Here is a 26293-nt window from a genome sequence, read left to right on the forward strand (position 1 = left end):
GCCGAGTGATAGAAATGGGCAGTCCGGGAACCGTCCGACGGCCTTCCCGGGCCCGCCACCGCCTTCGGGTGTGGCCAGAAATCAGTGAATACAGGGGGAAAGCGCTGATGACCCAGCCGCCGGAGCAGCCGCCGCAGGGCGGTTTCGGAGCACCGCAGGAACAGCCGCCGCAGGGCGCGGGATTCGGCGCCCCGCAGACTCCGCCGCCGCCCGCCCCGCAGACGCCTCCGCCCGCCGGACCGCAGCCCCCGCAGCAGCCCGGCCCCTATGCCCAGCCCGGCCCGTACAACACCCCTGGTCCCTACGGCCAGCCGCAGCAGCCGGGACCGTACGCCCAGCCGCAGCAGCCCGGACCGTACGGGCCACCGCAGCAGCCGGGACCGTACGGACAGCAGCCCGCGTACGGCTACCCGGCGCAGCCCCAGTACCCCGGCGCTCCCGTCGGCCCCGGCACCCCGCCGCCCGGTGGCGGAGGCGGCTTCAGGGGGAAGCCCGCGCTGGTGATCGGCGCCGCGGTCGCCGCGCTGCTCGTCATCGGCGGCACGGTGTTCGCGCTCACGAGCGGCGGTGACGACAAGAAGCCGGTCGCGCAGAAGTCCGACGACCCCGAGCCCACCGGCTCCGCCTCCGCCGACCCGGTCAACCCCGGTGACGGCAGCGGCGACGGCGGTGAGGACCCCGAGAACCTCAACGAGGGCCGCAAGCCCGGCGAGTCCAAGGTGCTCTGGTACAAGTCGGCGCCGGACGCGCCCGGTTCCGGCGCCGACGCCCCCGGCATGTGGATCACCGGCAGGACGGCGGTGAAGGCGGCGTACAAGCAGGTCTTCGCCTTCGACGTGGCCGACGGCAAGCCCACGTGGGCGCCGATCACGTTCCCGGAGAAGATCTGCGCGGTCACACCGCAGAAGTCGGCGGACGACAAGGTCGTCGTGGCGTACATGAGCGGCAGCACCGACCGCGCCAAGTGCAACCGGCTCCAGCAGATCGACCTGAACACGGGCGCGAAGGGCTGGAGCGGCGAGGTCGCCGACGGCGCGCTGTTCGACAGCACGATCACCGTCGAACTGAGCGTCGCCGGCAAGACGCTGATGGTGGGCCGCTCGCAGTCGGGCACGGCGTACGACCTGGCCACCGGGAAGAAGCTGTTCGACAAGAAGAAGTACGGCGCCTCCTGCTTCCCGACCGCCTTCGCGGGCGGCACGGACCGGCTGGTCTCCGTGGCCTCCTGCGGCGCGGGCGGCACCGACGCGCACGACGAGATCCAGGAACTCGACCCGGCCACCGGCAAGGTGCGCTGGACCCAGAAGGTCAAGAACGGCTGGACGGTCGCGCGGACCTACTCCGTCGACCCGCTCGTGGTCTATCTGACCAACCAGGACAAGAAGGCGTGGAACATCTCGACCTTCACCGCGAGCGGCGGCTTCCGCTCGGAGGTCAAGGTCGACGAGAAGTTCGCCCCGCAGTGCGGCTGGGCGATCCTCGAACGCGACCTCCAGGGGTGCAGCGGTGTCGTGGTCGACGCCGACACCCTCTATCTGCCGACCGACGCGACGAGCGGCGCCAACGAGATCGTGGCGATCGGCCTCGCCGACGGCAAGGAGAAGTGGCGGGTCAAGTCGCCCGCGGACGAGAAGATGACGCCGCTGAAGACCGACGGCGGTCACCTCGTGGCGTACGTCGAGCCGACCTACGACGCGGGCGGCCAGGTCGTGTCGATCCCGACCACGGGCTCGGGCCACCAGCCGGTCCGGCTGATGCAGAACCCGGAGGGTGCCGCGCGGATCGAGGGCGGCTTCTACGACGGTGACGTCGACTGGGTCGACGGGCGTCTCTACATCTCCTCCACCCGGCTGACCGGCAACGACGACACGAAGGAGAAGCTGATGCTCGCCTACGGCAAGTGAGGCCGCCCGGCCCCTCCACATCGTCACCGCCGTCCCCGAGCGCTCTCCAGAGGTAGCCCGCCATGACCCAGCCGCCCGACCAGCCCCCGCAGCAGGGAAGCTTCGGCCCGCCCCAGGACCAGCCACCCCAGCAACCGCCCACCCCCGAGCCGCCCGCCCCGCAGCCGTCGGCACCCCAGCCCCCGGCCCCGCAGCAGCCTCCGGCCCCCGAGCAGCCCGCGCAACAGCCGTCGGCGCCCCAACCCCCCGCCCAGCAGCCCCCGGTCCCCGGGCAGCCCGCGCCGCACCAGCCCCCCGCACCCCAACCCCCTGCCCAACAGCCCCCGCAGCAGGGCGGTTTCGGGGCTCCGCAGCCTCCGCAGGGCGGTCAGCCGGGCTTCGGGGCTCCCCAACCCCCGGTCGGTCCGCCGGACTTCGCCAAGTCGCCGGAGCCGGGATACGGCTACCCGCAGCAGCCCCCGCAGGGCACCGGCCCCCAGACCCCGCCGTCCCCGCCCCCCGGATACGGATATCCGCAGGGTGCGCCCCCGCAGCCCCAGGGCTACGGCTACCCGGGCCAGCAACCCAACCCGTACGCCCAGCCGACGGCCTACGGCCGGCCCGGGTACGGCTACCCGGGGCAGCCCACCGTGCCGATGCAGCCGCAGCCCGGTATGCCCGGCGGGCCCGCGAAGTCCAGGGCGCAGCTGGTCATCATCGTCGCGGCGGTCGTCGCGATCGCGCTGATCGTGGGCGGCGGCATCTGGTACGCGAAGGGCTCGGGCGACGGCCAGGACGGCAAGAAGGACACCACCGCCGGCTCCGGCGGCACCACAGGAGGCCAGGACACCAAGGGCGACAGCGGCGGCGGCACCTCCACGGGCGGAAAGGAGAAGGTGCCCTCCGACCCCGCCTCCAAGGTCCTCTTCCAGGTCCCGATGCCCAAGGTGGACGACACGGTCGTCACCTCCGGCTCCTGGCTGACCGACAAGGTGTACGCCAAGGCCGGCGTCGCGCAGATCGTCGGCTACGACCCCGCCAAGGGCACCAGGCTGTGGACGATCCCGCTGCCCGGCCCGGTCTGCACGGTCACCGACCACGTCACGGCCGACCACAGGACGGCCGTGGTCTTCCAGCCGAAGATGCCGCAGAAGAACTCCTCGGCCGGGTGCAGCCAGATCGCCGTGATCGACCTCGACGCGGGCGCCAGGCTCTGGACGAAGACGGTCCGGTCCGGTGACACCCCGATCAACCTCGACAACGTCACGATCGCCCAGGACACCGTGGCGGTCGGCAGCACCAGCGGCGGCGCCGCCTTCGACCTCTCCACCGGCAAGTCGCTGTGGCAGCCCAAGCCGGCCGACACCTGCTACGACGCCGGGTACGGCGGCGGTGCGAAGCTGGTGGCGGTCCGCAAGTGCGGCACGTACGACAGCCGTCAGCTGCACATCCAGACCATCGACCCGAAGTCCGGGAAGGTGATCTCCGAGTACAAGATGGCCACGGGCATCGAGTACGCCGCCGTGGTCTCGACGGACCCGCTGGTCGTGGCCGCCGACGTCGGCGACAGCGCCGGCGACGGCAGCGGCATCTCGGACTACTTCTCCATCGACAACAGGACGGGCGGCCTGCGCGCCCGCATCTCCGCGCCGGGCGACGAATTCGGCGGCCGCTGCGACGGCATCTCCCGCATCGAGTACTGCAAGGAGATCGTCGTCGGCGGCGACCGGCTGTACGTGCCGACCGAGGAGCACGACGGCGACGGCAAGTACAGCAGGACCAACGAGATCGTCGCCTTCGACCTGGCCACCGGGAAGCAGACCGGCCAGCGCGCCGACGCGGGCGACGGCTACACGATCTCCCCGCTGCGCATGGACGGCGGCAACCTGCTCGCGTACAAGCGCCCGCCCTACGACAAGGGCGGCCAGATCGTCAGCATCGACGGCGGCTCGTTCAAGGAGACCAGGCTGCTGGAGAACCCGGCGACCGAGTCGGTGCGGGACGCGGAGACCGGCATGCTGCCGGAGTACGCCGAGATCCGCTACGCCGAGGGCCGCCTCTACATGTCCGCGGTCTTCGCCAGCAAGCGGCAGACCTCGTCCGGCGACGAGTACCTGGTGGTCGCGTTCGGCGCCGGCGGCTGACCGGCCGCGCCCCTCGCCGTGACGGCTCCGTCCCTGCTCAGGGGCGGAGCCGTGCGCGTACCGCTCATCACCCGCGAAAGCAAGAAAACCCTGAGATTCCTCCGATCCGGGGCACTTCTCATCAGTAGGGGCAGCGCAACGTCGAACAAGCGTGTAGCTTCCGGGGGCATGAAGGCGGAGGTGCCGGGGGCCCTCTGTCCACGCGGACCAGTGGGCATCCATAGTGGGGCATCCATTGGGGGGACTGGGGGGTTGCTCTGTGGGAGTGCGGCTCATGGTGGTCGACGACCACCGGTTGCTCGCCGAGGCGCTGGCCTCGGCGCTGAAACTGCGCGGACACCGGGTGCTCGCGGCGGCGGCTCCGGCCGCGGGCGCGGCCGAGCTGGTGATCGCCCGCGCGCCCGAGGTGTGCCTGCTGGGCACGGCGGCGCCGGCCGAGCCGGGGGTCTTCGACCCGGTGGTGCGGATCAAGCGGGAGCGGCCGCAGGTGGCGGTGCTGGTCCTGGGTCCTGTGCCCTCGCCGCGCGGGATCGCGGCGGCCTTCGCGGCCGGGGCGGCGGGGTACGTACGGCACGACGAGCGGATCGAGGGCGTCGAGCGGGCGATCATGAAGGCCAGGGCGGGAGAGGCGGCCGTCGCACCGCAACTGCTCCAGGGCGCGTTCGGCGAACTGCTGAATCCCGCGGCCCAGCCCGACGACGAGGGTCAGCGGCTGCTCCAGATGCTCACCCCGCGGGAGGTGGAGGTGCTGGTCAGGGTCGCCGACGGCGAGGACACCCGGCTGATCGCGGCCGGCATGGGCATCGCCCCGTCCACGGCCAGGACCCATGTCCAGCGGGTCCTCATGAAACTGGGGGTGGGCTCCCGACTGGAGGCGGCGGCGCTCGCCGCGCGCACGGGGCTGCTGGACCGGGCGGGCCCGCCGTCCGGTCCGGGACCGCGCCCGTATCCGGCGGAGGGGCCGGAGCGGTAGGCGCTCCGGCCCCTCGGGAGCCGTGCCGTCAGTGCCGGGTCGCGGGGCCGGCCGGCGTGCGGTCCGGCGTGCGGCCCGGCGTGCGGTCAGGGCTGCGCTCCGGCGTGCGTGCGGTCACTTCGCCGGTCCGTCCTGCGGTTCCGTCTCCGCGGGGACCGGCGGGGGAGTGGGGCGCAGCTTCAGCCAGGCCAGGAAGAACAGCCCGAGGAGGAGCATGCCGATGCCCGTCCACAGGTTGATGTTGATGCCCTGGGCCTTGTCGATCTCGGCCTGGGAGTCGGTGATGCCGGTGATCGTCACGATGACGCCGTAGAGGACGAACAGCCCGCCGATGATGCGGCGCAGGTCGAAGATGCGGGCGGCGGTCGCGGACTTCTCCTCGAGTTCGCTGACCTCCCGCTGGACGTCTCGCTCGGAGTATCCGTGGTGCTCGTTCATGGTCTCTCCATCCTCCCGCGTCACAGCGAGAACGGGATGTAGCAAGCGGCCGCGATGATCACGGCGCCCCAGCCCAGCAGGGCCGGCTTGCGGTACCAGGCGTCGTCGCCCGCGGCCGGGGCCTCGGCCATACCGGGGGAGCGGGTGCCGTAGACGAGGCCCTGGAGGTCCTCCGCCGGCTTGGGGCTGGTGAACAGCGACACGACGACCATGACGACCGCGCCCGCGACGAAGCCCGCGATCGCGGAGACGAAGTTGGCGCCCTGGTCGGACGGGATGCCGATGACGTCCTGCTTGTAGAGGACGAAGTAGTTGATCATCGCGGCGGTGGTGCCCGCGAGCAGGCCCCAGAAGCCGGACTTGGCGGACGCGCGCTTCCAGAACATGCCGACGATGAAGACGACGAACATCGGCACGTTGAAGAAGGAGAACAGCGTCTGGAGGTAGCTCATGATGTTCGAGAACGACGACGCGAGGAACGCCGTGCCGATCGAGGCGAGCACGCCGATCGCCGTGATGAGCCGTCCGAAGCGCACGTAGTAGCCGTCCTCGCGGTCCTTGACGACGTACTTGGCCCAGATGTCCGTGGTGAACACCGTGTTGAACGACGACACGTTGGCCGCCATGCCGGCCATGAAGGCGGCGAGCAGACCGGTCACCGCGATGCCGAGCACACCGTTGGGCAGCAACTCCTGCATGAGGTACGGGATCGCGTCGTTGTACTGGAGGTCCGAGCCCGCGGTGCCGATCTTCGGGACCAGCGCGGCGGCGACCAGGCCCGGGATCATCACCAGGAAGACGATGAAGATCTTCGGGTAGGCGGCGATCAGCGGGGTGCGCTGGGCGGCCGAGAGGTTCTTCGCGGACAGGGCGCGCTGCACCTCGGCGAAGTTGGTCGTCCAGTAGCCGAAGGAGAGCACGAAGCCGAGGCCGAGCACGATGGTCAGCCAGTTGGCGCCCAGCGGGTTGACGCTGCCGATGCCGGTGCCGCCCCAGGCGGTGGTGAAGTCCTGCCCGTGGGTCGCGGTGAGCTTGTCGGTCAGACCGCCCCAGCCGCCGACCTTCTTCAGACCGAGCATGGTGATCGGGATGAGGGCCGCCAGGATCACGAAGAACTGGAGCACCTCGTTGTAGATCGCGGACGACAGACCGCCGAGGGTGATGTACGCCAGCACGAAGAAGCCGGCGACCACGATGGCCACCCACTGCGGCCAGCCCAGCAGGGCCTCCACCACGATCGCCAGCGCGTACAGGTTCACACCGGCGATCAGGATGGCGGCAAAGGCGAACAGGATCGAACTCAGCAGATGGGCGGCCCTGTCGAAGCGCAGCAGCAGGAACTCGGGGACCGAGCGGACCTTGCTGCCGTAGTAGAAGGGCATCATCACCAGGCCGAGGAAGACCATGGCCGGGATGGCGCCGATCCAGTACCAGTGCACGGTGTAGGCGCCGTACTGGGCGCTGTTGGCCGCCATGCCCAGGATCTCGGTGGCCGCCAGGTTCGCCGAGATGAACGCGAGACCGGTGATCCAGGCGGGCAGCGAGCGCCCGGAGAGGAAGAAGTCGAGGCTGGTCTTCACCGAGCGGCGGGCCGCGAAGCCGATGCCGAGCACGACGACGAAGTAGATCGCCAGGATCGTGTAGTCCAGGCCGTTGGTGGGGAGCCGTAGCCCTTCCGCGAGATAGGGGGACATGTGTGTGGGGGTTTCCATGAGTACCCGCTTCGTTGCGCGAACTGATCCGGTGCGGAACCTATGCCTCCGCCTTCAGTGATTGAACACTTCTGCTGGTGTTCTTTGTTGGATTGTGATGGGCAGGGGAGGGATGGAATCTGGTCTGTTATGTTTGATTGTGTTGATTGATTGGGTGCGTACGTAGAGGAGTCCGGCGTGAAGAGGACCTCGACCCGGCTGGCCGACGGTCGTGAGCTGATCTACTACGACCTGCGCGACGACACCGTGCGCGACGCGGTCGACCGACGCCCGCTGGAGGCCACGGTCACCCGCTCCGAGATCCGCCGGGACGCGCTGCTCGGCGACAGCGTCGCGATCGCCTCGCACCGGCAGGGCCGCACGTACCACCCCCCGGCCGACCAGTGCCCGCTGTGCCCCACGCGGGGCGACCGGCTGAGCGAGATCCCCGACTCCTCGTACGACGTCGTGGTCTTCGAGAATCGTTTCCCCTCCCTGGCCGGCGACTCGGGCCGCTGCGAGGTCGTCTGCTTCACCTCCGACCACGACGCGTCCTTCGCCGACCTCGGCGAGGAGCAGGCCCGGCTGGTCCTCGACGCGTGGACCGACCGCACCGCCGAGCTGTCCCATCTCCCCTCCGTGGAGCAGGTGTTCTGCTTCGAGAACCGCGGCGAGGAGATCGGTGTGACGCTCGGTCACCCCCACGGCCAGATCTACGCCTACCCCTTCACCACCCCCCGCACCGCGCTGATGCTGCGCTCCCTCGCGGCACACCAGGAGGCGACCGGCGGGGAGAACCTCTTCGACGCCGTCGTGGCACGTGAACTCGCGGGCGAGCGGATCGTCCTGGAGGGTGAACACTGGGTGGCCTTCGTGCCGTACGCGGCGCACTGGCCGTACGAGGTCCACCTGTACCCCAAGCGGCGCGTGCCCGACCTGCTCGCGCTCGACGAGGCGGCGCGCGCCGAGTTCCCCCGCCTCTACCTGGAACTCCTGAGGCGCTTCGACCGTATCTTCGGAGAGGGCGAGCCCCCCACGCCCTACATCGCCGCCTGGCACCAGGCACCGTTCGGGACGCTGGAGGAGTTCGAGGGCGTGAACCGTGACGACTTCGCGCTCCACCTCGAGCTTTTCACCATCCGCCGGACTTCCGGCAAGCTGAAGTTCCTCGCGGGCTCCGAGTCCGGCATGGGCGTGTTCATCAACGACGTGCCGCCGGAGCGCGCGGCCGAGCGACTTCGAGAGGTAGCGAGTTCATGAGCGGGAAGTATCTGGTCACCGGTGGCGCGGGCTACGTCGGCAGTGTGGTGGCCCAGCACCTGCTGGAGGCCGGGCACGAGGTCACGGTGCTGGACAACCTCTCCACGGGGTTCCGGGAGGGCGTGCCGGCCGGGGCCGCGTTCGTCGAGGGCGACATCCGCGACGCCGCCAAGTGGCTCGACCCCTCCTACGACGGCGTGCTGCACTTCGCGGCGTTCTCGCAGGTCGGCGAGTCGGTCGTGAAGCCCGAGAAGTACTGGGACAACAACGTCGGCGGCACCATGGCGCTGCTCGCCGCGATGCGCGAGGCGGGCGTGCGCCGGCTCGTCTTCTCCTCCACGGCCGCCACCTACGGCGAGCCGGAGCAGGTCCCGATCGTCGAGACCGCGCCCACGAGGCCCACCAGCCCCTACGGCGCCTCCAAGCTCGCCGTCGACCACATGATCACCGGCGAGGCCGTCGCCCACGGCCTGGGCGCGGTGTCCCTGCGCTACTTCAACGTGGCGGGCGCCTACGGTGCCCACGGCGAGCGGCACGACCCCGAGTCGCACCTCATCCCGCTCGTCCTCCAGGTCGCCCAGGGCCGCCGCGACGCCATCTCGGTCTACGGCGACGACTACCCCACCCCCGACGGCACCTGCGTGCGCGACTACATCCACGTCGCCGACCTCGCCCAGGCCCATCTGCTGGCGGTCGAGGCCGCCGCCCCGGGCGAGCACCTCATCTGCAACCTCGGCAACGGCAACGGCTTCTCCGTGCGCGAGGTCGTCGAGACCGTGCGCCGGGTGACCGGCCACCCCGTCCCCGAGGTCGTGGCGCCGCGCCGCGGAGGCGACCCGGCGGTGCTGGTCGCCTCCGCCGACGCCGCCCGCGAGAAGCTGGGCTGGAACCCGACCCGCGCGGACCTCGCGGGGATCGTCGCGGACGCGTGGGAGTTCGCGCAGAACATCGCAGAGGAGCGGTAAGTGGGGGCACAGCAGGTGCGGGACGCCTTCGTCGAGCTGTACGGGAGCGAGCCGGAGGGCGTGTGGTCGGCGCCCGGCCGGGTCAACCTGATCGGTGAGCACACCGACTACAACGACGGCTTCGTCATGCCGTTCGCCCTGCCGCACGTGACGACCGCCGCGGTCGCGCGGCGCACGGACGGCGTGCTGCGGCTGCACTCGGCGGACGTCGAGGGCGGCGTCGTGGAGCTGTCCCTTGACGACCTCGCCCCCGAGAGCGACCGCGGCTGGACGGCGTACCCGGCGGGCGTCGTCTGGGCGCTGCGCGAGGCGGGGCACGCGGTGACCGGCGCCGACGTCCATCTGGCGTCGACCGTGCCGACCGGCGCGGGCCTGTCCTCCTCGGCGGCCCTGGAGGTCGTCGTCGCCCTCGCCCTCAACGACCTGTACGACCTCGGTCTCCAGCGCTGGCGGCTGGCCCGTCTGTGCCAGCGCGCGGAGAACGTGTACGTCGGGGCGCCCACCGGGATCATGGACCAGACCGCGTCGGCCTGCTGCGAGGAGGGCCACGCGCTGTTCCTCGACACCCGTGACCTCTCGCAGCGCCAGATCCCCTTCGACCTGGCCGCCGAGGGCCTGCGCCTGCTGGTCGTCGACACCCGCGTCAAGCACGCCCACAGCGACGGCGAGTACGGCAAGCGCCGCGCCGGCTGCGAGAAGGGCGCGGCCCTGCTCGGCGTGGACGCGCTGCGGGACGTGCCCTACGACGGCCTCGACGCGGCCCTGGAGCGGCTGGGCGACGACGAGGAGGTACGGCGGCTGGTGCGGCACGTGGTGACCGAGGACCAGCGTGTCGAACGCGTCGTCGCGCTCCTGGAGTCGGGCGGGACGCGGGAGATCGGCCCGGTGCTGACCGAGGGCCACGCCTCGCTGCGCGACGACTTCCGCATCTCCTGCCCCGAGCTGGACCTGGTCGTCGACACGGCCCTGGCCGCGGGCGCGCTGGGCGCCCGGATGACGGGCGGCGGCTTCGGCGGCTCGGCGATCGTGCTCGCGGAGGCCACGGACGTCGAGGCGATCACCAAGTCCGTCGAGGAGGCCTTCGCGGCGGCCGGGTTCCGGGCGCCGCGCGTCTTCGAGGCGGTCCCTGGACCTGGCGCCCACCGGGCGACCTGACCGTCCGGCGCCGCCGGGACACGGCCCCGCACGCACCCGCGTGCGGGGCCGTGCAGCGTCCGCGCGGACGCGGCTCCCACGCGGGTACGGCCCCCGGGCTCACGGTCTCCCGGGGGGCCGGTGCCGGTCGAACCGCTTGGTCATCGTGTACTCGGTCAGGCCCGGCGGGTAGTCCTCGATCACACAGGCCACCTCGTACCCCTGCCCGCGGTAGAAGTCCGGCGCCTGGAAGTCCCAGGTCTCCAACCGCACGGCCGCGCAGCCCCGTTCGTCGCGGGCGACGCGTTCCGCCTCCGCGAGCAGCCGACTGCCGAGGCCCGCGCCGCGGTGGACGCCGGCCACCCACAGATAGGTCACGTGCAGCCAGGTCGTCCAGGTGTGGCCGACCAGGCCGCCCGCGAGGTCACCGGCCGCGTCCGACGCCCAGACGTGCAGCGGGAGTTCGCGTTCGCCCGGGGTTCCGCGCAGGGCGCGCAGCACGGGGGAGGCCGCCATGTTGGTCTCCAGCAGCCGGGAGCGGAGAAGATCGCGCTTCGCCTTGTCGACTTCCGTCTCAATACGAAACATGCGGCACACCATAAACGCGACGGACGGCCAGTTCTGCAAATCCGCTTCCGCTCCGGGCCCCCGTCCGTACTCTGATGAACAGTGCCGGTGGGGGCCGGTGCTCATCAGGGGGCGAGACAGCCGGGTTCGACACCCGCGGTGGGGGTAGCAGTGTCTGCACGGCGGCGGCCGTGCGGTTCCGTCATCCGCGGGTGCCGAGTCCGCGCACGGTCGTCGTTCTCCGGACCTTGGGGTATCCCCTGCTCGTGGAGAGCCAGGGGAAGGGGGTTTCATGGTTCGTATCCGAGTCCTCGTCGTCGACGACCACCGCATCTTCGCCGAGTCACTGGCCGCCGCGCTGGCGGCCGAGCCCGACGTCGAGGTGTCCGCGGCCGGCAGCGGTCCGGCGGCGTTGCGCTGCCTGGAACGGGCGGTCGGCGAGGGGCGCCGCTTCGACGTGCTGCTCGTCGACGCCGACCTCGGCGGTCACGTGCCCGCCGCCCGGCCCGCCGTGCCGGTGCGGGAGGGCAACGAGGAGGTGCTGGTCGACGGCATCTCGCTGGTGGCGGGGGTGCGTTCGGCCCAGCCGGGGGTGCGGACGGTGGTCCTCGCCGAGAAGGACGACCCGCGGCGGGCGGCGCTCGCGCTCCAGGCCGGTGCCTCCGGCTGGGTCGCCAAGGACTGCTCGCTGTCCCGGCTGCTCACCGTCATCCGGGGGGTGCTGCGCGACGAGACGCACCTGCCGCCGGCGCTGCTCACCGGGGTGCTGCGGGAGCTCACGGCCGCACGCAGGCACCGCACCGAGAGCGAGCGGCTGGTGGAGTCGCTGACGCCGCGGGAGCGGGAGGTGCTGCGGTGCATGGTCGCCGGGCTCGGCCGCAAGGCCGTCGCCGAGCGGCTGTTCCTCTCCCCGCACACGGTGCGCACCCACATGCAGAACGTCCTCGGCAAGCTCGGCGTCCACTCCACCCTCGCCGCGGTCGCCCTGGCCCGCAGGGCCGGCGTGGGCCCGGCCGACCTGACCCCCACGTCCCGCATCACCCCGCAACAGCCCAACACGGCCTGACGGGGCGTCTCCGGCGGGGGCGGCCCCGGGCAGGTCGGTTTCGGACGAGTCGGCGCGGAAGGTGCGGCTCGGGCAGGCCGGCGCGGAAGGTGCGGCTCGGGCAGGTCGGTTCGGACGGGTCGGCGGGGAAAGACCGGCTCGGGCGGGTCGGTTCGGGCGGATGGGCTCGGACGGACGGGCTCGGGCAGGTCGATTCGGGCGGATGGGCTCGGGTGGATGGGCTCGGGCGGGTCAGTTCGGGATGTTGTCGAAGGGGGCCGTCAGCTGGCGCAGGAGGGCGGCGAGTTCGCTGCGCTGGGCCCGGGAGAGCTCCGCGAGGATCGCCCGCTCCTGGTCCAGCAGCCCGGCCAGGGCCTGGTCCGCGCGGTCCTGGCCCTCCTCCGTCAGCCGGACGAGCACCCCCCGCCGGTCGCTCGGGTCGGGCAGCCGCTCCACGAGGCCCTTCTTGGCCAGCCGGTCGATCCGGTTCGTCATCGTGCCGGACGTGACGAGCGTCTGTGTCAGCAGTTGCCCCGGTGAGAGCTGGTACGGCGATCCCGCGCGCCTGAGCGCGGTCAGCACGTCGAACTCCCACGGCTCCAGCTGGTGCTCCGCGAAGGCCAGCCGGCGCGCCCGGTCCAGATGCCGGGCCAGCCTGCTCACCCGGCTGAGCACCTCGAGCGGTTCCACGTCGAGGTCAGGGCGCTCCCGGCGCCACGCAGCGACCAGCCGATCGACCTCGTCCTCCATGGCGATCAGTGTAGTGGTTGTGTCGATGTGAAGTCTCTTGACATGGAATATCTTGACGTCGACTCTCTTGACGTCGAGATAATCATGCTGGGAAGGTGGACGACATGACCTCACCGACCTGGGACCCCGCCCAGTACCTCCGCCACGCGGACCACCGCGCCCGCCCCTTCGCCGACCTCCTCGCCCGCGTCCCCCGCCTCCCCGGCGACCCGCCCCGCATCGCCGACCTCGGCTGCGGCCCCGGCAACGTCACCACCCACCTCACCGCCCGCTGGCCCACCGCCCACGTCACCGGCTACGACAACTCGCCCGCCATGCTCGACCGGGCCCTCACCGAACACGCCGGCCCCACCCCCGGCGGCGGCACCCTCGACTTCGCCCACGCCGACCTGCGCGACTGGACGCCCTCGACGACGTACGACCTGATCGTCTCCAACGCCGCCCTCCAGTGGGTCCCCGGGCACCTCGACGCCCTCCCCGTCTGGCTCGACGCCCTCGCCCCCGGCGGCACCCTCGCCTTCCAGGTGCCGGACAACATCGACGCGCCCCTGCACACCCTCATGCGCGAACTCGCCGCCACCCCCCGCTGGAAACCCCGCCTCGGCGACGTCCTGCGCCACGAGGACTCCGTCCACCCCGCCGCCACCTACCTCGACCGGCTCACCCGCCTCGGCTGCGCCACCGACGTCTGGCAGACCACCTACCTCCACGTCCTGACCGGCCAGGACCCCGTCCTCGACTGGGTCAGGGGCACCGGACTGCGCCCCGTCCTCACCGCCCTCGCCGACGACCCCGGGGCCCGCGACGCCTTCGTCGCCGAATACCGCGACCTGCTCCGCGGGGCCTACCCCGCCGCCGACCACGGCACCGTCCTGCCCTTCCGCCGGCTGTTCGCCGTCGCCGTGAAGGAGGGCTGACGATGCGCACCGCGCTCACCGCCGTCGACCACGTCCAGCTCGCCGCCCCGCCCGGCACCGAGGACCTGCTGCGCCGCTTCTACGCCGGGACCCTCGGCATGACCGAGGTGCCCAAGCCGCCCGCCCTCGCGGTCCGCGGCGGCTGCTGGTTCCACGCCGGGAGCGTCCACCTGCACATCGGTGTCGAGGACGGCTACCGCCCCGCCCGCCAGGCCCACCCCGGGCTCCGTGTCACCGGCATCGACGGCCTCGCCGCCCGGCTCACGGCCGACGGCACCCCCGTCACCTGGGATCACGACCTCCCCGGCCACCGCCGCTTCTACTGCGCCGACCCGGTCGGCAACCGCCTGGAGTTCCTCGAACCCGTCCCCCAGGACTCGCGGCGGCCCCTCGGCCGCTAGGACTTGCGGTGGCCTATCAGCCGCGGCTTCGGCTCCAGCCCGTCCAGACCGTGCCACGCCAGGTTCACCAGGTGCGCGGCCACCTCCGCCTTCTTCGGGCGGCGCACGTCCAACCACCACTGCCCCGTCAGCGCCACCATCCCCACCAGCGCCTGCGCGTACAGCGGAGCCAGCTTCGGATCGAAGCCGCGGCTCTTGAACTCGCGCCCCAGGATGTCCTCCACCTGGGTGGCGATGTCCGAGATCAGCGACGCGAACGACCCCGTCGACTGCGGGATCGGCGAATCACGGACCAGGATGCGGAACCCGTCCGTGTACTCCTCGATGTAGTCGAGCAGCGCGAACGCCGCCTGCTCGCACAGCTCCCGCGGATGCCCCGCCGTCAGCGAACTCGTCACCATGTCCAGCAGCCGGCGCATCTCGCGATCCACCACCACCGCGTACAGCCCCTCCTTGCCGCCGAAGTGCTCGTACACCACCGGCTTGGACACCCCGGCCTTCGCCGCGATCTCCTCCACCGAGGTGCCCTCGAACCCCTTCGCGGCGAAGAGGGTGCGACCGATCTCCAGCAGCTGCTGGCGGCGCTCCGCACCGGTCATCCGGGTGCGACGGGCCCGCCGCGGCTTCTCGTTGCTGGGGGTGCTGCTGGGATCGGTCGCCACGCCGTCAATCATGCCGCCTTCGCGCTCTCCGCCCCCCGCCGGGAGTCGCCTTCCCCGGTGTTGCGACGCGAATCGATACGCGAGCGTGACGGCCAGCGCACGTCGTACGCCCAGCCGAGCATCTCGAACCAGCGGATGATCCGCGCCGACGAGTCCACCTGGCCCCGCTCCACACCGTGCCGCGCCGACGTCGGGTCCGCGTGGTGCAGGTTGTGCCAGGACTCGCCGCACGACAGCACCGCCAGCCACCACACGTTGCCCGACCGGTCCCGCGACTTGAACGGCCGCTTGCCCACCGCGTGGCAGATCGAGTTGATCGACCACGTCACGTGGTGCAGCAACGCCACCCGGACGAGTGACCCCCAGAAGAGCGCCGTGAACGCGCCCCACCAGGACATCGTCACCAGCCCGCCGATCAGCGGCGGCAGCAGCAGCGACAGCGCCGTCCACCAGATGAACTGCCGGGAGATCGTCCGGATCGCCCGGTCCTTGATCAGGTCCGGCGCGTACTTCTCCTGGGGCGTCTGCTCCTCGTCGAACATCCAGGCGATGTGCGCCCACCACAGGCCCTTCATCAGCGCCGGGACCGTCTCCCCGAACCGCCACGGCGAATGCGGGTCACCCTCCGCGTCGGAGAACTTGTGGTGCTTGCGGTGGTCGGCCACCCAGCGCACCAGCGGACCCTCCACCGCCATCGACCCCATGATCGCCAACGCGATCCGCAGGGGCCGCCTGGCCTTGAACGAACCATGGGTGAAGTAGCGGTGGAAACCGATCGTGATGCCGTGGCAGCCGAGGAAGTAGAAGAAGACCAGCAGCCCGACGTCGAGCCAGCTCACCCCCCAGCCCCACGCCAGCGGCACCGCCGCCACCAGCGCGAGGAACGGGACGACGATGAACAGCAGCAGCGTGATCTGCTCGATCGAGCGCTTCTGCTCGCCGCCCAGCGTCGCGGAGGGAAGAGAGGAGTCGGTCGACTTCGGGGCGTCGTCGATCACATCTGAACTCGTGCTCATGCGCGTCCCCTGTGGGATCGAGGGTCGGGGGAGAGGGACACCGGGCCACCGGAACCGAGCGGAACTCCGAACCGACATCCCTACGGTTCCGTAACCTACGGCGTCGTAAGTATGTCAGTGCGCCGTCCGGCGGCAAGAGCCCATAGCCAGCGCGTCCGCATGGACACCTATCCTTGGAGTCGGTCGGACAGCGCGGTCCGCTCTGATTTCTTCCCGGATGCCCGGCCCCTATGCGGCAGCCGCCGCGGGCCACCGTCCGGGTTCCCTCCCAGACGAGCTTCAACACTGCAAGGAGCCGCACCTGTGAGCAGTGCCGACGACCAGACCACCACGACCAGCAGCGAGCTGCGCGCCGACATCCGGCGACTGGGTGACCTCCTCGGCGAGACCCTCGTGAGGCAGGAGGGCCCCGAGCTGCTCGAACTCGTCGAGAAGGTCCGCCGCCTCACCCGCGAGGACGGCGAAGCCGCCGCCGAACTGCTGCGCGGAACCGAACTGGAGACCGCCGCCAAGCTGGTCCGCGCCTTCTCCACCTACTTCCACCTCGCCAACGTCACCGAACAGGTCCACCGCGGCCGCGAGCTGCGCGCCCGCCGCGCGGCCGAGGGCGGTCTGCTCGCCCGCACCGCCGACCGCCTCAAGGACGCCGACCCCGAGCACCTGCGCCAGACCGTCCAGCACCTCAACGTTCGCCCGGTGTTCACGGCGCACCCCACCGAGGCCGCCCGCCGGTCCGTCCTCAACAAGCTCCGGCGCATCGCCGCGCTCCTGGAGACCCCCGTCACCGAGGCCGACCGCCGCCGCCTCGACACCCGCCTCGCCGAGAACATCGACCTCGTCTGGCAGACCGACGAACTGCGCGTCGTACGCCCCGAACCCGCCGACGAGGCCCGCAACGCCATCTACTACCTCGACGAGCTGCACGCCGGCGCCGTCGGCGACGTCCTGGAGGACCTGACCGCCGAGCTCGAACGCGTCGGCGTCCACCTCCCCGACGACACCCGCCCGCTCACCTTCGGCACCTGGATCGGCGGCGACCGCGACGGCAACCCCAACGTCACCCCCGAGGTGACCTGGGACGTCCTCATCCTCCAGCACGAACACGGCATCAACGACGCGCTGGACACCGTCGACGAACTGCGCGGCTTCCTGTCCAACTCCATCCGCTACACGGGCGCCACCGAGGAACTCCTCGAATCGCTGCGCACCGACCTCGAACTCCTGCCCGAGATCAGCCCCCGCTACAAGCGCCTCAACGCCGAGGAGCCCTACCGGCTCAAGGCCACCTGCATCCGGCAGAAGCTCGCCAACACCAAGCAGCGCCTCGCCCGCAACACCCCCCACGAGGAAGGCCGCGACTACCTCGGCACCGCCGAACTCCTGCGCGACCTCACCCTCATCCAGACCTCCCTGCGCGCCCACCGCGGCGGCCTCTTCGCCGACGGCCGCCTCGGCCGCACCATCCGCACCCTCGCCGCCTTCGGCCTCCAGCTCGCCACCATGGACGTCCGCGAGCACGCCGACGCCCACCACCACGCCCTCGGCCAGCTCTTCGACCGCCTCGGCGAGGAGTCCTGGCGCTACGCCGACATGCCCCGCGACTACCGCGCCCGGCTCCTCGCGAAGGAACTGCGCTCCCGCCGGCCCCTCGCCCCGAGCCCCGCCCCCGTCGACGCGGCCGGCGCCAAGACCCTCGGCGTCTTCCGGACCGTCAAGCGCGCCCTGGAGATCTTCGGACCCGAGGTCATCGAGTCCTACATCATCTCCATGTGCCAGGGCGCCGACGACGTCTTCGCCGCCGCCGTCCTCGCCCGCGAGGCCGGACTCGTCGACCTCCACGCCGGCTGGGCCACCATCGGCATCGTCCCCCTCCTGGAGACCACCGACGAACTCAAGGCCGCCGACACCATCCTGGAGGACATGCTCTCCGACCCCTCCTACCGGCGGCTGGTCGCCCTGCGCGGCGACGTCCAGGAGGTCATGCTCGGCTACTCCGACTCCTCCAAGTTCGGCGGCATCACCACCAGCCAGTGGGAGATCCACCGCGCCCAGCGCCGCCTGCGCGACGTCGCCCACCGCTACGGCGTCCGGCTGCGCCTCTTCCACGGCCGCGGCGGCACCGTCGGCCGCGGCGGCGGCCCCTCCCACGACGCCATCCTCGCCCAGCCCTGGGGAACCCTGGAGGGCGAGATCAAGGTGACCGAGCAGGGCGAGGTCATCTCCGACAAGTACCTCGTGCCCTCCCTGGCCCGCGAGAACCTCGAACTCACCGTCGCCGCCACCCTCCAGGCGTCCGCCCTGCACACCGCCCCCCGGCAGTCCGTCGAGGCACTGGCCCGCTGGGACGCCGCCATGGACGTCGTCTCCGACGCCGCCCACGCCGCCTACCGCCGGCTCGTCGACGACCCCGACCTGCCCTCGTACTTCTTCGCGTCCACCCCCGTCGACCAGCTCGCCGACCTGCACCTCGGCTCCCGGCCCTCCCGGCGGCCCGACTCGGGCGCCGGCCTCGACGGCCTGCGGGCCATCCCCTGGGTGTTCGGCTGGACCCAGTCCCGGCAGATCGTCCCCGGCTGGTTCGGCGTCGGCTCCGGCCTCAAGGCCCTGCGCGAGGCCGGCCTCGACAGCGTCCTCGACGAGATGCACGAACAGTGGCACTTCTTCCGCAACTTCATCTCCAACGTCGAGATGACCCTCGCGAAGACCGACCTCAGGATCGCGCAGCACTACGTCGACACCCTCGTCCCCGACGAGCTGAAGCACGTCTTCGACACCATCCGCACCGAACACGAACTCACCGTCCGCGAGGTCCTGCGCATCACCGGCGAGAACGAACTCCTCGACGCCCAGCCCGTCCTCAGGCAGACGTTCACCATCCGCGACGCCTACCTCGACCCGATCTCCTACCTCCAGGTCGCCCTGCTCAAGCGCCAGCGCGACGCCGCCACCGCCGGTGACCAGCCCGACCCGCTGCTCTCCCGCGCCCTGCTGCTCACCGTCAACGGCGTCGCCGCCGGCCTGCGCAACACCGGCTGACCCCCGCCACGACACGGCCGTGCCCCCGGGTTCCACGAACCCGGGGGCACGGCCGTCTCCCGCACTCCGCCCGGCGGCCTACTGCACCGCCAGGAACGCCGCCGTCAGCAGCACGAACCCCGCACCCGCCAGCGTCCACGCCGCCCGCCGCAGCCGCAGCCCGCCCGCGACCACCACCGACGCCAGCAGCAGCGCGCCCCCGAGCGGCACCCACGCGTACAGCACGCCCCCGGGACCCGACCGCACCGCCTCGCCCGTCCCCGGCCGCACCACCACGTCGTACGTCCGCCCCTTGCGGACCGCCACCGAACTCTCCACCGTCACCGGCCCCCGCGCGCCCGTGCTCCCGGCAGCCGGTGTGAACGTCCCCGTGCACGTCTCCCCGTCGCACGACCGCACCGCCACCGTGCCCTGCTCACGGCCCTTCGTCAGCATCACGAGCTGCGCGTCCGGCCACGACCCCCACACCCCCGCGATCAGCAGGAGCACGGCGACCGCGCCCATCGCCGCGAGCCGTCCGAACCGCAGCGCGGCGACCGGAGCCGGACGGGAGGAGGAGGCAGTGGCAGGCATGGCGGGGATCATTGGCCATGCCCCCACGAAAGGTCAACTCCCGTGGGCGACAAGTCAGGAGTTGTACGAACTCTGCGCCCGCTCGAGACCCTCGAGCACCAGACACTCCACCGCGTCCGCCGCCCGGTCCACGAAGTAGTCCAGCTCCTTGCGCTCCGCCGACGAGAAGTCCTTCAGCACGAAGTCCGCCACCTGCATGCGCCCCGGCGGCCGGCCGATCCCGAACCGCACCCGGTGGTAGTCCGCGCCCATCGCCTTCGTCATCGACTTCAGCCCGTTGTGGCCGTTGTCCCCGCCGCCCAGCTTCAGCCGCAGCGTCCCGGGGTCGATGTCCAGCTCGTCGTGGACCGCCACCACGTTCGCGAGCGGCACCTTGTAGAAGTCCCGCAACGCGTTCACCGGACCGCCCGACAGGTTCATGTACGACATCGGCTTCGCCAGGATCACCCGCCGGTTCGCGGGACCCGGCGGACCCATCCGCCCCTCCACGACCTGCGCCTGCGCCTTGCCGGCCCGCTTGAACCTCCCCCCGATCCGCTCGGCCAGCAGATCGGCCACCATGAACCCGACGTTGTGCCGGTTCATCGCGTACTCCGGTCCGGGATTGCCCAGGCCGACGATCAGCCACGGGGCACCTGCGGGGGTGGTCACGTCCATGTCTCCTTGATACGCGCCAGCCGCCGTCCCCCGGGGGAACAGCGGCTGACAGAACGACGACGGCGGGGATCAGGCCTCGGCGACCTCTGCGCCCTCGGCCTCCTCGCCCTCGGGGGCCTCCTCCGCCTGCGCGGCCAGCACCTGGAGGACCACCGCGTCCTCGTCCACGGCCAGCGTCACGCCCGACGGCAGCGTGATGTCCTTGGCGTGGACGGAGGCACCGGCCTCCAGACCCTCCACCGACACGGTCACCGACTCGGGGATGTGCGTGGCCTCGGCCTCGACCGGCAGCGCGACCAGCACGTGCTCCAGCAGGTTGCCGCCGGGCGCCAGCTCGCCCTCGGCCTGCACGGGGATCTCGACCGTGACCTTCTCGCCACGCTTGACCAGCAGCAGGTCGACGTGCTCCAGGAAGCCCTTCAGCGGGTCACGCACGACCGACTTCGGGATCGCCAGCTCGTTGGTCTTGCCGTCGATGTCCAGCGAGATCAGGACGTTCGGCGTGCGCAGCGCCAGCAGCAGCTCGTGGCCCGGCAGCGTCAGGTGCACCGGCTGGGAACCGTGCCCGTACAGCACACCAGGGACCTTGTTGTCACGACGGACGCGGCGCGCGGCACCCTTGCCGAACTCGGTGCGCGTCTCGGCGGCGATCTTTACCTCGGCCATATGGATCACTCCTCGTAGAGATAGCAACGGACGTGGTCACCCGGCCACGAACGGCCTGCTACGAAGAGCGCGTCGATAACGGACCGCCACACCCGCGGATGGACAACGGGCGCGGCCTCCCTCGCCGAGCAACTGAAGCAGTCTACTCGGCGAGGGAGGCCACGCCCAAAACGATCTCCGGTCGGTGTCGGCGCGACGACCGCCTGATCGTTCCTGCCCGGTCCGCCGCGCGACGACCTACTGCTCGTCGAACAGGCTCGTCACCGAACCGTCCTCGAACACCTCACGCACCGCGCTCGCGATCGTCGGCGCGATCGACAGCACCGTCAGCTTGTCCAGGTCCCGGCCCAGCTCACCCGGCGTCGGCAGCGTGTTCGTGAACACGAACTCACCCACCCGGGAGTTCTTCAGCCGGTCCGCCGCAGGACCCGACAGCACACCGTGCGTCGCCGTCACGATCACGTCCTCGGCGCCGTGCGCGAACAGCGCGTCCGCCGCCGCGCAGATCGTGCCACCCGTGTCGATCATGTCGTCGACCAGCACGCACACACGGCCCTTGACCTCACCCACGACCTCGTGGACGGTCACCTGGTTCGCCACGTCCTTGTCGCGCCGCTTGTGCACGATCGCCAGCGGCGCGCCCAGCCGGTCGCACCACCGGTCCGCCACCCGCACCCGGCCCGCGTCCGGCGACACCACCGTCAGCTTGTCCCGGTCCACCTTGCCGCCCACGTAGTCCGCCAGCAGCGGCAGCGCGAACAGGTGGTCCACCGGGCCGTCGAAGAAGCCCTGGATCTGGTCCGTGTGCAGATCCACCGTCAGGATGCGGTCCGCACCCGCCGTCTTCATCAGATCCGCGATCAGACGCGCCGAGATCGGTTCACGCCCACGGTGCTTCTTGTCCTGCCGCGCGTAACCGTAGAACGGCACGATCACCGTGATGGAACGCGCCGACGCACGCTTCAACGCGTCGATCATGATCAACTGCTCCATGATCCACTTGTTGATGGGCGCCGTGTGGCTCTGGATCAGGAAACAGTCCGCACCGCGCGCCGACTCCTGATACCGCACATAGATCTCGCCGTTCGCGAAGTCGAAGGCCTTCGTCGGGACGACCCCGACACCCAGCTGCTGGGCGACCTCCTCGGCAAGCTCGGGGTGGGCGCGGCCGGAGAAGAACATCATCTTCTTCTCGCCGGTCGTCTTGAACCCGGTCACAGCACTGTCTCCTCAGAGGTGTCTCAGCCAGGCGACGAGCGGCCTCCCGACAGGGCGCGACAGACCGTCTCAGCTGGTGGGGTGGGATGTGCACTTATCACGGTACGCCGTGTTTGGCGCACCCGTTTCAGGTCAGCCCTCGCCCCCGCCCGCCCCGGAAGCCGCCTCGGCCGCCTTCGCGGCCGCGCTCCCCGGACGCTTACGGGCCACCCAACCCTCGATATTCCGCTGCTGACCACGGGCCACGGCCAGCGAACCGGGCGGCACGTCCTTCGTGATCACGGACCCCGCGGCGGTGTACGCGCCGTCCCCGACCGTGACAGGCGCCACAAACATGTTGTCCGAACCGGTACGGCAGTGCGAACCCACCGTCGTGTGGTGCTTGTCCTGCCCGTCGTAGTTCACGAACACGCTCGCCGCACCGATGTTGGTGTACTCACCGATCGTCGCGTCCCCCACGTACGACAGGTGCGGAACCTTCGTCCCCTCGCCGATCGACGCGTTCTTCGTCTCCACGTACGTGCCGACCTTCGCCTTCGTCCCCAGCCGCGTCCCCGGCCGCAGATACGCGTACGGCCCCACGCTCGCCCGGACGCCCACGTGCGCGTGGTCCGCCACCGTGTTGTCCACGCGCGCGCCCGCGCCCACGTGCGTGTCCGTCAGCCGGCTGTTCGGACCGACCTCCGCGCCCTCCCCGACGTGCGTCGCACCGCACAGCTGAGTCCCCGGGTGCACCACCGCGTCCTGCTCGAAGGTGACCGTCACGTCCACCCACGTCGTCGCCGGATCGACCACCGTGACCCCGGCCAGCATCGCCTCGGTCAGCAGCCGGTCGTTCAGGATCCGCCGCGCCTGCGCCAGCTGCACCCGGTTGTTGATCCCCGCGATCTCCCGGTGGTCACCGGCGACCGACGCGCCCACCCGGTGCCCGGCCTCCCGCAGGATCCCCAGCACGTCCGTCAGGTACTCCTCGCCCTGGCTGTTGTCCGTGCGCACCTTGCCCAGCGCGTCCGCCAGCAGCCGGCCGTCGAACGCGAACACCCCCGAGTTGATCTCCCGGATCGCCCGCTGCTCCTCGGTCGCGTCCTTGTGCTCCACGATCGCCGTCACCGCGCCCGACGCGTCGTCCCGCACGATCCGGCCGTAACCGGTCGCGTCCGGGACCTCCGCCGTCAGCACCGTGACCGCGTTGCCGTCGCCCTCGTGGGTCGCGGTGAGCGCCCGCAGCGTCGCGCCCGTCAGCAGCGGGGTGTCCCCGCACACGACGACCACGGTCCCCTCGACCGGGCCGCCCAGCTCCTCCAGGGCCATCCGTACGGCGTGGCCGGTGCCGTTCTGCTGCTCCTGCACGGCGGTGCGGGCGCGGGGGTCGGTCTCGCCGAGGTGGGCCGTCACCTGCTCGCGGGCGTGGCCCACGACGACGACCAGTTCCTCGGGGTCCAGCTCGCGCGCGGAGGCGAGCACGTGTCCCACGAGGGAACGGCCGCAGATCGCGTGCAGGACCTTGGGTGTGGCCGACTTCATACGGGTGCCCTCACCCGCTGCGAGAACGACGACGGCTGCCGGGCGAATGGCGCTCACGGAGTTGCCCTTCGGCTGTGGACGGGTGGGGGTGACATCCGCAGGATACCGGGGCGTTTCAGGGGCGACACGAGACAGGGTCCTGACCGGCGGAGCGAAGGCTCCGGGGGATCCAAAGGGGGAAGGGGCCGAACCCCGATCTTGGTGCTGTGGCTCCCCCGCAAGGATTCGAACCTTGTCCTGCTGGTACCAAAAACCAGTGTGCTGCCAGTTACACCACGGGGGACAGCGCTCCTGACCCTACCGGAGACGGGCCTGCGCCTGAGCCACGATTCCGTTCCACCATCCTTCGATCCGGTTGTACAGGCGAGCGCTGCGCGCGACGGCGACGACCAGGCAGCCGTGGTAGTCGTCGCCGGTGTTCCTGCGGACCGTCTTCGGGTTGTGCTTCTTCAACGTCGGCCTGGCGAAGGCCGAGGTGTCGACACCGGCGACGTCCGCCCAGTACCGGTGCGCCCCGGCCACGTCGGCCGACTCGTGGATGAGCACCCGGTAGCTCAGCCGCTCCCGCTCCACCCCCAGGAGGTCGAGCCAGGCCAGGAAGGTCCGGATCACGCCCGGGTCGCTGTTCACGAGGACGACCCGCTCGCGCCGGGCGTAGGGCTTGCTCTTCGAGCCCTCGGCCCAGTACAGCGCGACGCCCGTCACGAGCAGTTCACGGTCCGTGAGCTCCCCGATCTCCAGCTCGGCCGTCCGCCGGGCGCTCGTGCGCTCGGCGTCCTCCGCCGCGCGGCGCCGGGCGAGACCCTCGTTCATGAGCGCCCGCCGTTCTTCCGGGGTGTACCGCGGTTCGGGGTGCGGGAGGTCGCGGACCCAGAGGGAGATGGTGCTTCTGGAGCAGGACAGTTCCTGTTCGATCCGGTCGTAGGTCCAGCCCTGGAGGCGGAGTTCCCGGGCCCTGGCCCGCAGGGCGTCCTTCGCGCGGGGCCGCCGGGTCCACTCCGGCGGAGGTTCGCCCTGGACCAGCCGGTGGAGCACCTCGTTGCTGAACACCTTCAGCTCGTCCCGGATCTGCCGCAGGCTCCACCCCGCCCGCCGCAGCGCGACCGCTCGCTCCCGCAACTCCTCGAAGTCGCCGTATTTGCTGTGTGAATGTGCCACAGGCACATGCTCTGACCGGAATGACATCCTCCGGGGTCGAACGGGCGTGCTTCAGCAGTTCGAGGGATACCGACCGGTTTCGCTGTTATTGGATTGCGGCGTGTGGTGTGGGCGAGTAGGCGAAACTCACCGGAAAAGCGAGCCCTGCCGCCCGTAGGCTGGACGCATGACCACGACGGGGGAAGACCACAGGGCGGCCTTGACCGGGCCGTGGTGGTGGGCGCGGTGGCGCAGCGCGGTGCTGGACGTGAGTCTGGCCGTCGTGTCCGCGCTGGAGTGCGGGGCGGAGGGCATTCCGTTCGCCAAGGACGCGGGCGTTCCGGTGTCCGTGGGGGTCGTGTTCGGACTGCTCGCGGGTGCGGTGCTGTTGCTGCGGCGCAAGTGGCCGATCGCCGTGGTGCTGGTCGCAATCGCGATCACGCCGGCCCAGATGGGCTTCCTGATGGGCATCGTGGGCCTGTACACGCTGGCGGCGGCGGAGCTGCCGCGGCGGATCATCGGGGCGCTGGCGGGCATGTCGCTGGTGGGGACGATGATCGTGACGTTCGTACGGGTGCGCCAGGACATGGCGCGGGGCGATCTGACGCTGGGCGACTGGTTCGTGCCGTTCGCGTCGATCACGACGTCGCTGGGTCTGACGGCTCCTCCGGTGCTGCTGGGGCTGTACGTGGGGGCCCGGCGCCGGCTGATGGAGAGCCTGCGGGAGCGCGCGGACTCCCTGGAGCGGGAGCTCCAGTTGCTCGCGGAGCGGGCGGAGGAGCGCGCGGAGTGGGCGCGGGGTGAGGAGCGGACGCGGATCGCGCGGGAGATGCACGACGTGGTGGCGCACCGGGTGAGCCTGATGGTGGTGCACGCGGCGGCGTTGCAGGCGGTGGCGCGGAAGGACCCGGAGAAGGCCGTGAAGAACGCGGTGCTGGTGGGGGACATGGGCCGGCAGGCGTTGACGGAGCTGCGGGAGATGCTCGGGGTGCTGCGGTCGGGGGACGGGACGGACCGGCGTGCGGCGGCGGTGCCGTTGGCGGCGGTGGGCGCGGCGGCCGCGGCGGCGGCGTCGCGTGCGGCGGACGACGCCGGTGCGGCGGACGGGGCGGGCTCGGCGAACGCTGCGGGCGCGCTGGGCGGTTCGGGTGCGGCGGGTGCGGCGGGCGTCGCCGAGGGGCCGTGTCTGTCGGAGCTGGAGGAGCTCATCGGGCAGTCGGCGGCGGCCGGGATGGTGGTCGACCTGTCGGTGGAGGGCGCGGTGCGCGCGTACGCGGCGCGGGTGGAGCAGACGGCGTACCGGGTGGTGCAGGAGGCGTTGACGAACGTCCACAAACACGCGGCGGGCGCGAAGACGCACGTACGGCTGGCGCACCGGGCGTCGGAGATCGCGATGCAGGTGGAGAACGAGCCGCCGCCCGAGCCGGCGACGGCGGACGCGGCACGGCTGCCGTCCGGTGGCAACGGTCTGCTCGGGATGCGGGAGCGGGTCGTGGCCCTGGGCGGCGTTTTTGTGTCGGGGCCGACGGACGCGGGGGGTTTCCGGGTGTCGGCGGTGATCCCGGCGGTGTAGCGCGGCCGGGTGCCGGGTGTGGCGCGGTGCGGGGATCGAGTGCCGGTGCCGGGCGGCTGCGGG

23 protein-coding genes and 1 tRNA gene are annotated in these 26293 nt (G+C 71.4%); 11 read left to right on the top strand and 13 right to left on the bottom strand.

Annotation, left to right across the window (positions count from 1 at the left end):
- Positions 1–107: 107 nt before the first annotated feature.
- From AB0F77_RS05365 to AB0F77_RS05375, 3 genes are all read left to right on the top strand, one after another.
- Entirely contained in the window at positions 108–1904 is a 1797-nt protein-coding gene (locus AB0F77_RS05365; protein WP_361941783.1) for a PQQ-binding-like beta-propeller repeat protein, read from the top strand.
- A 62-nt stretch (positions 1905–1966) separates the two neighbouring features.
- On the top strand, positions 1967–4027 hold the full coding sequence (locus AB0F77_RS05370; protein ID WP_361941786.1) for a PQQ-binding-like beta-propeller repeat protein: 2061 nt from the start codon (positions 1967–1969) through the stop codon (positions 4025–4027).
- Between the two features lie 259 nt (positions 4028–4286).
- Positions 4287–5000, top strand: a complete 714-nt coding sequence (locus AB0F77_RS05375; RefSeq protein ID WP_361941789.1) for a LuxR C-terminal-related transcriptional regulator — start codon at positions 4287–4289, stop codon at positions 4998–5000.
- Positions 5001–5114: 114 nt separating this feature from the next.
- Here AB0F77_RS05375 and AB0F77_RS05380 read toward each other — a convergent pair whose 3' ends face one another.
- Together AB0F77_RS05380 and AB0F77_RS05385 are read right to left on the bottom strand one after the other, a co-directional pair.
- Positions 5115–5438, bottom strand: coding sequence for a hypothetical protein (locus AB0F77_RS05380; protein WP_361941792.1), 324 nt, complete (start codon positions 5436–5438; stop codon positions 5115–5117).
- 20 nt (positions 5439–5458) lie between these two features.
- Positions 5459–7150: a sodium:solute symporter family protein gene (locus AB0F77_RS05385; RefSeq protein WP_361941795.1), complete on the bottom strand. Its 1692-nt coding sequence runs from the start codon at positions 7148–7150 to the stop codon at positions 5459–5461.
- 177 nt (positions 7151–7327) lie between these two features.
- Between AB0F77_RS05385 and galT the strand changes: the two genes are divergently transcribed.
- Genes galT through galK form a run of 3 tightly spaced genes read left to right on the top strand, consistent with a single transcriptional unit; the run spans position 7328 to position 10509 of the window.
- Positions 7328–8389 carry a galactose-1-phosphate uridylyltransferase gene (gene galT, locus AB0F77_RS05390; RefSeq protein WP_361941798.1) on the top strand — a complete coding sequence of 354 codons (1062 nt, stop codon included), beginning with the start codon at positions 7328–7330 and terminating at the stop codon, positions 8387–8389.
- Complete coding sequence (gene galE / locus AB0F77_RS05395; protein WP_361941801.1) at positions 8386–9354, top strand: UDP-glucose 4-epimerase GalE; 969 nt, start codon at positions 8386–8388, stop codon at positions 9352–9354. The genes galT and galE overlap by 4 nt, the downstream gene beginning before the upstream one ends.
- Positions 9355–10509, top strand: a complete 1155-nt coding sequence (gene galK / locus AB0F77_RS05400; RefSeq protein ID WP_361941804.1) for a galactokinase — start codon at positions 9355–9357, stop codon at positions 10507–10509. It begins immediately after the preceding gene.
- Positions 10510–10608: 99 nt separating this feature from the next.
- Here galK and AB0F77_RS05405 read toward each other — a convergent pair whose 3' ends face one another.
- On the bottom strand, positions 10609–11088 hold the full coding sequence (locus AB0F77_RS05405) for a GNAT family N-acetyltransferase (protein WP_361942545.1): 480 nt from the start codon (positions 11086–11088) through the stop codon (positions 10609–10611).
- A 259-nt stretch (positions 11089–11347) separates the two neighbouring features.
- On the opposite strand from AB0F77_RS05405, the gene AB0F77_RS05410 reads away from it, so the two are divergent.
- Positions 11348–12121, top strand: coding sequence for a response regulator transcription factor (locus AB0F77_RS05410; protein WP_361941807.1), 774 nt, complete (start codon positions 11348–11350; stop codon positions 12119–12121).
- Positions 12122–12352: 231 nt separating this feature from the next.
- On the opposite strand, the gene tamR is transcribed toward AB0F77_RS05410, so the two are convergent.
- Positions 12353–12850 (bottom strand): MarR family transcriptional regulator TamR, encoded by a 498-nt coding sequence (tamR, locus tag AB0F77_RS05415; RefSeq protein ID WP_361941810.1) that lies wholly within the window; start codon positions 12848–12850, stop codon positions 12353–12355.
- A 104-nt stretch (positions 12851–12954) separates the two neighbouring features.
- Here tamR and AB0F77_RS05420 point away from each other — a divergent pair, with 104 nt between their 5' ends.
- A complete protein-coding gene (locus AB0F77_RS05420) occupies positions 12955–13767 on the top strand; it encodes a trans-aconitate 2-methyltransferase (protein WP_361941813.1) in 813 nt (270 codons plus the stop codon).
- A 2-nt stretch (positions 13768–13769) separates the two neighbouring features.
- The gene (locus AB0F77_RS05425) at positions 13770–14168 is read left to right on the top strand and encodes a VOC family protein (RefSeq protein WP_361941815.1); all 399 of its coding nucleotides are present in this window, start codon (positions 13770–13772) and stop codon (positions 14166–14168) included.
- Here AB0F77_RS05425 and AB0F77_RS05430 read toward each other — a convergent pair.
- On the bottom strand, positions 14165–14842 hold the full coding sequence (locus AB0F77_RS05430; protein WP_361941818.1) for a TetR/AcrR family transcriptional regulator: 678 nt from the start codon (positions 14840–14842) through the stop codon (positions 14165–14167). The two genes, AB0F77_RS05425 and AB0F77_RS05430, sit on opposite strands and share 4 nt — an antisense overlap.
- Positions 14839–15846 carry an acyl-CoA desaturase gene (locus AB0F77_RS05435; RefSeq protein WP_361941821.1) on the bottom strand — a complete coding sequence of 336 codons (1008 nt, stop codon included), beginning with the start codon at positions 15844–15846 and terminating at the stop codon, positions 14839–14841. Before AB0F77_RS05435 ends, AB0F77_RS05430 begins: the two co-directional genes overlap by 4 nt.
- 303 nt (positions 15847–16149) lie before the next feature.
- Between AB0F77_RS05435 and ppc the strand changes: the two genes are divergently transcribed.
- Positions 16150–18882, top strand: coding sequence for a phosphoenolpyruvate carboxylase (gene ppc, locus AB0F77_RS05440; RefSeq protein WP_361941824.1), 2733 nt, complete (start codon positions 16150–16152; stop codon positions 18880–18882).
- 78 nt (positions 18883–18960) lie between these two features.
- Here ppc and AB0F77_RS05445 read toward each other — a convergent pair whose 3' ends face one another.
- From AB0F77_RS05445 to AB0F77_RS05475, 7 genes are all read right to left on the bottom strand, one after another.
- Positions 18961–19467, bottom strand: a complete 507-nt coding sequence (locus AB0F77_RS05445) for a hypothetical protein (RefSeq protein ID WP_361941832.1) — start codon at positions 19465–19467, stop codon at positions 18961–18963.
- 42 nt (positions 19468–19509) lie between these two features.
- Positions 19510–20112 (bottom strand): aminoacyl-tRNA hydrolase, encoded by a 603-nt coding sequence (gene pth / locus AB0F77_RS05450; RefSeq protein ID WP_361941835.1) that lies wholly within the window; start codon positions 20110–20112, stop codon positions 19510–19512.
- Between the two features lie 69 nt (positions 20113–20181).
- Positions 20182–20778: a 50S ribosomal protein L25/general stress protein Ctc gene (locus tag AB0F77_RS05455; RefSeq protein WP_361941838.1), complete on the bottom strand. Its 597-nt coding sequence runs from the start codon at positions 20776–20778 to the stop codon at positions 20182–20184.
- A gap of 237 nt (positions 20779–21015) precedes the next feature.
- A complete protein-coding gene (locus AB0F77_RS05460) occupies positions 21016–21996 on the bottom strand; it encodes a ribose-phosphate diphosphokinase (RefSeq protein ID WP_361941841.1) in 981 nt (326 codons plus the stop codon).
- A 132-nt stretch (positions 21997–22128) separates the two neighbouring features.
- Positions 22129–23577, bottom strand: coding sequence for a bifunctional UDP-N-acetylglucosamine diphosphorylase/glucosamine-1-phosphate N-acetyltransferase GlmU (glmU, locus tag AB0F77_RS05465; RefSeq protein ID WP_361941844.1), 1449 nt, complete (start codon positions 23575–23577; stop codon positions 22129–22131).
- A gap of 150 nt (positions 23578–23727) precedes the next feature.
- Positions 23728–23803, bottom strand: a tRNA-Gln gene (locus tag AB0F77_RS05470).
- A gap of 14 nt (positions 23804–23817) precedes the next feature.
- A complete protein-coding gene (locus tag AB0F77_RS05475; protein WP_361941847.1) occupies positions 23818–24678 on the bottom strand; it encodes a hypothetical protein in 861 nt (286 codons plus the stop codon).
- Positions 24679–24844: 166 nt separating this feature from the next.
- Between AB0F77_RS05475 and AB0F77_RS05480 the strand changes: the two genes are divergently transcribed.
- The gene (locus AB0F77_RS05480) at positions 24845–26230 is read left to right on the top strand and encodes a histidine kinase (RefSeq protein WP_361941849.1); all 1386 of its coding nucleotides are present in this window, start codon (positions 24845–24847) and stop codon (positions 26228–26230) included.
- The last annotated feature ends 63 nt before the right edge of the window (positions 26231–26293 follow it).

This window comes from Streptomyces sp. NPDC026672 (assembly GCF_040638185.1).
Classification (GTDB): Bacteria; Actinomycetota; Actinomycetes; order Streptomycetales; family Streptomycetaceae; genus Streptomyces.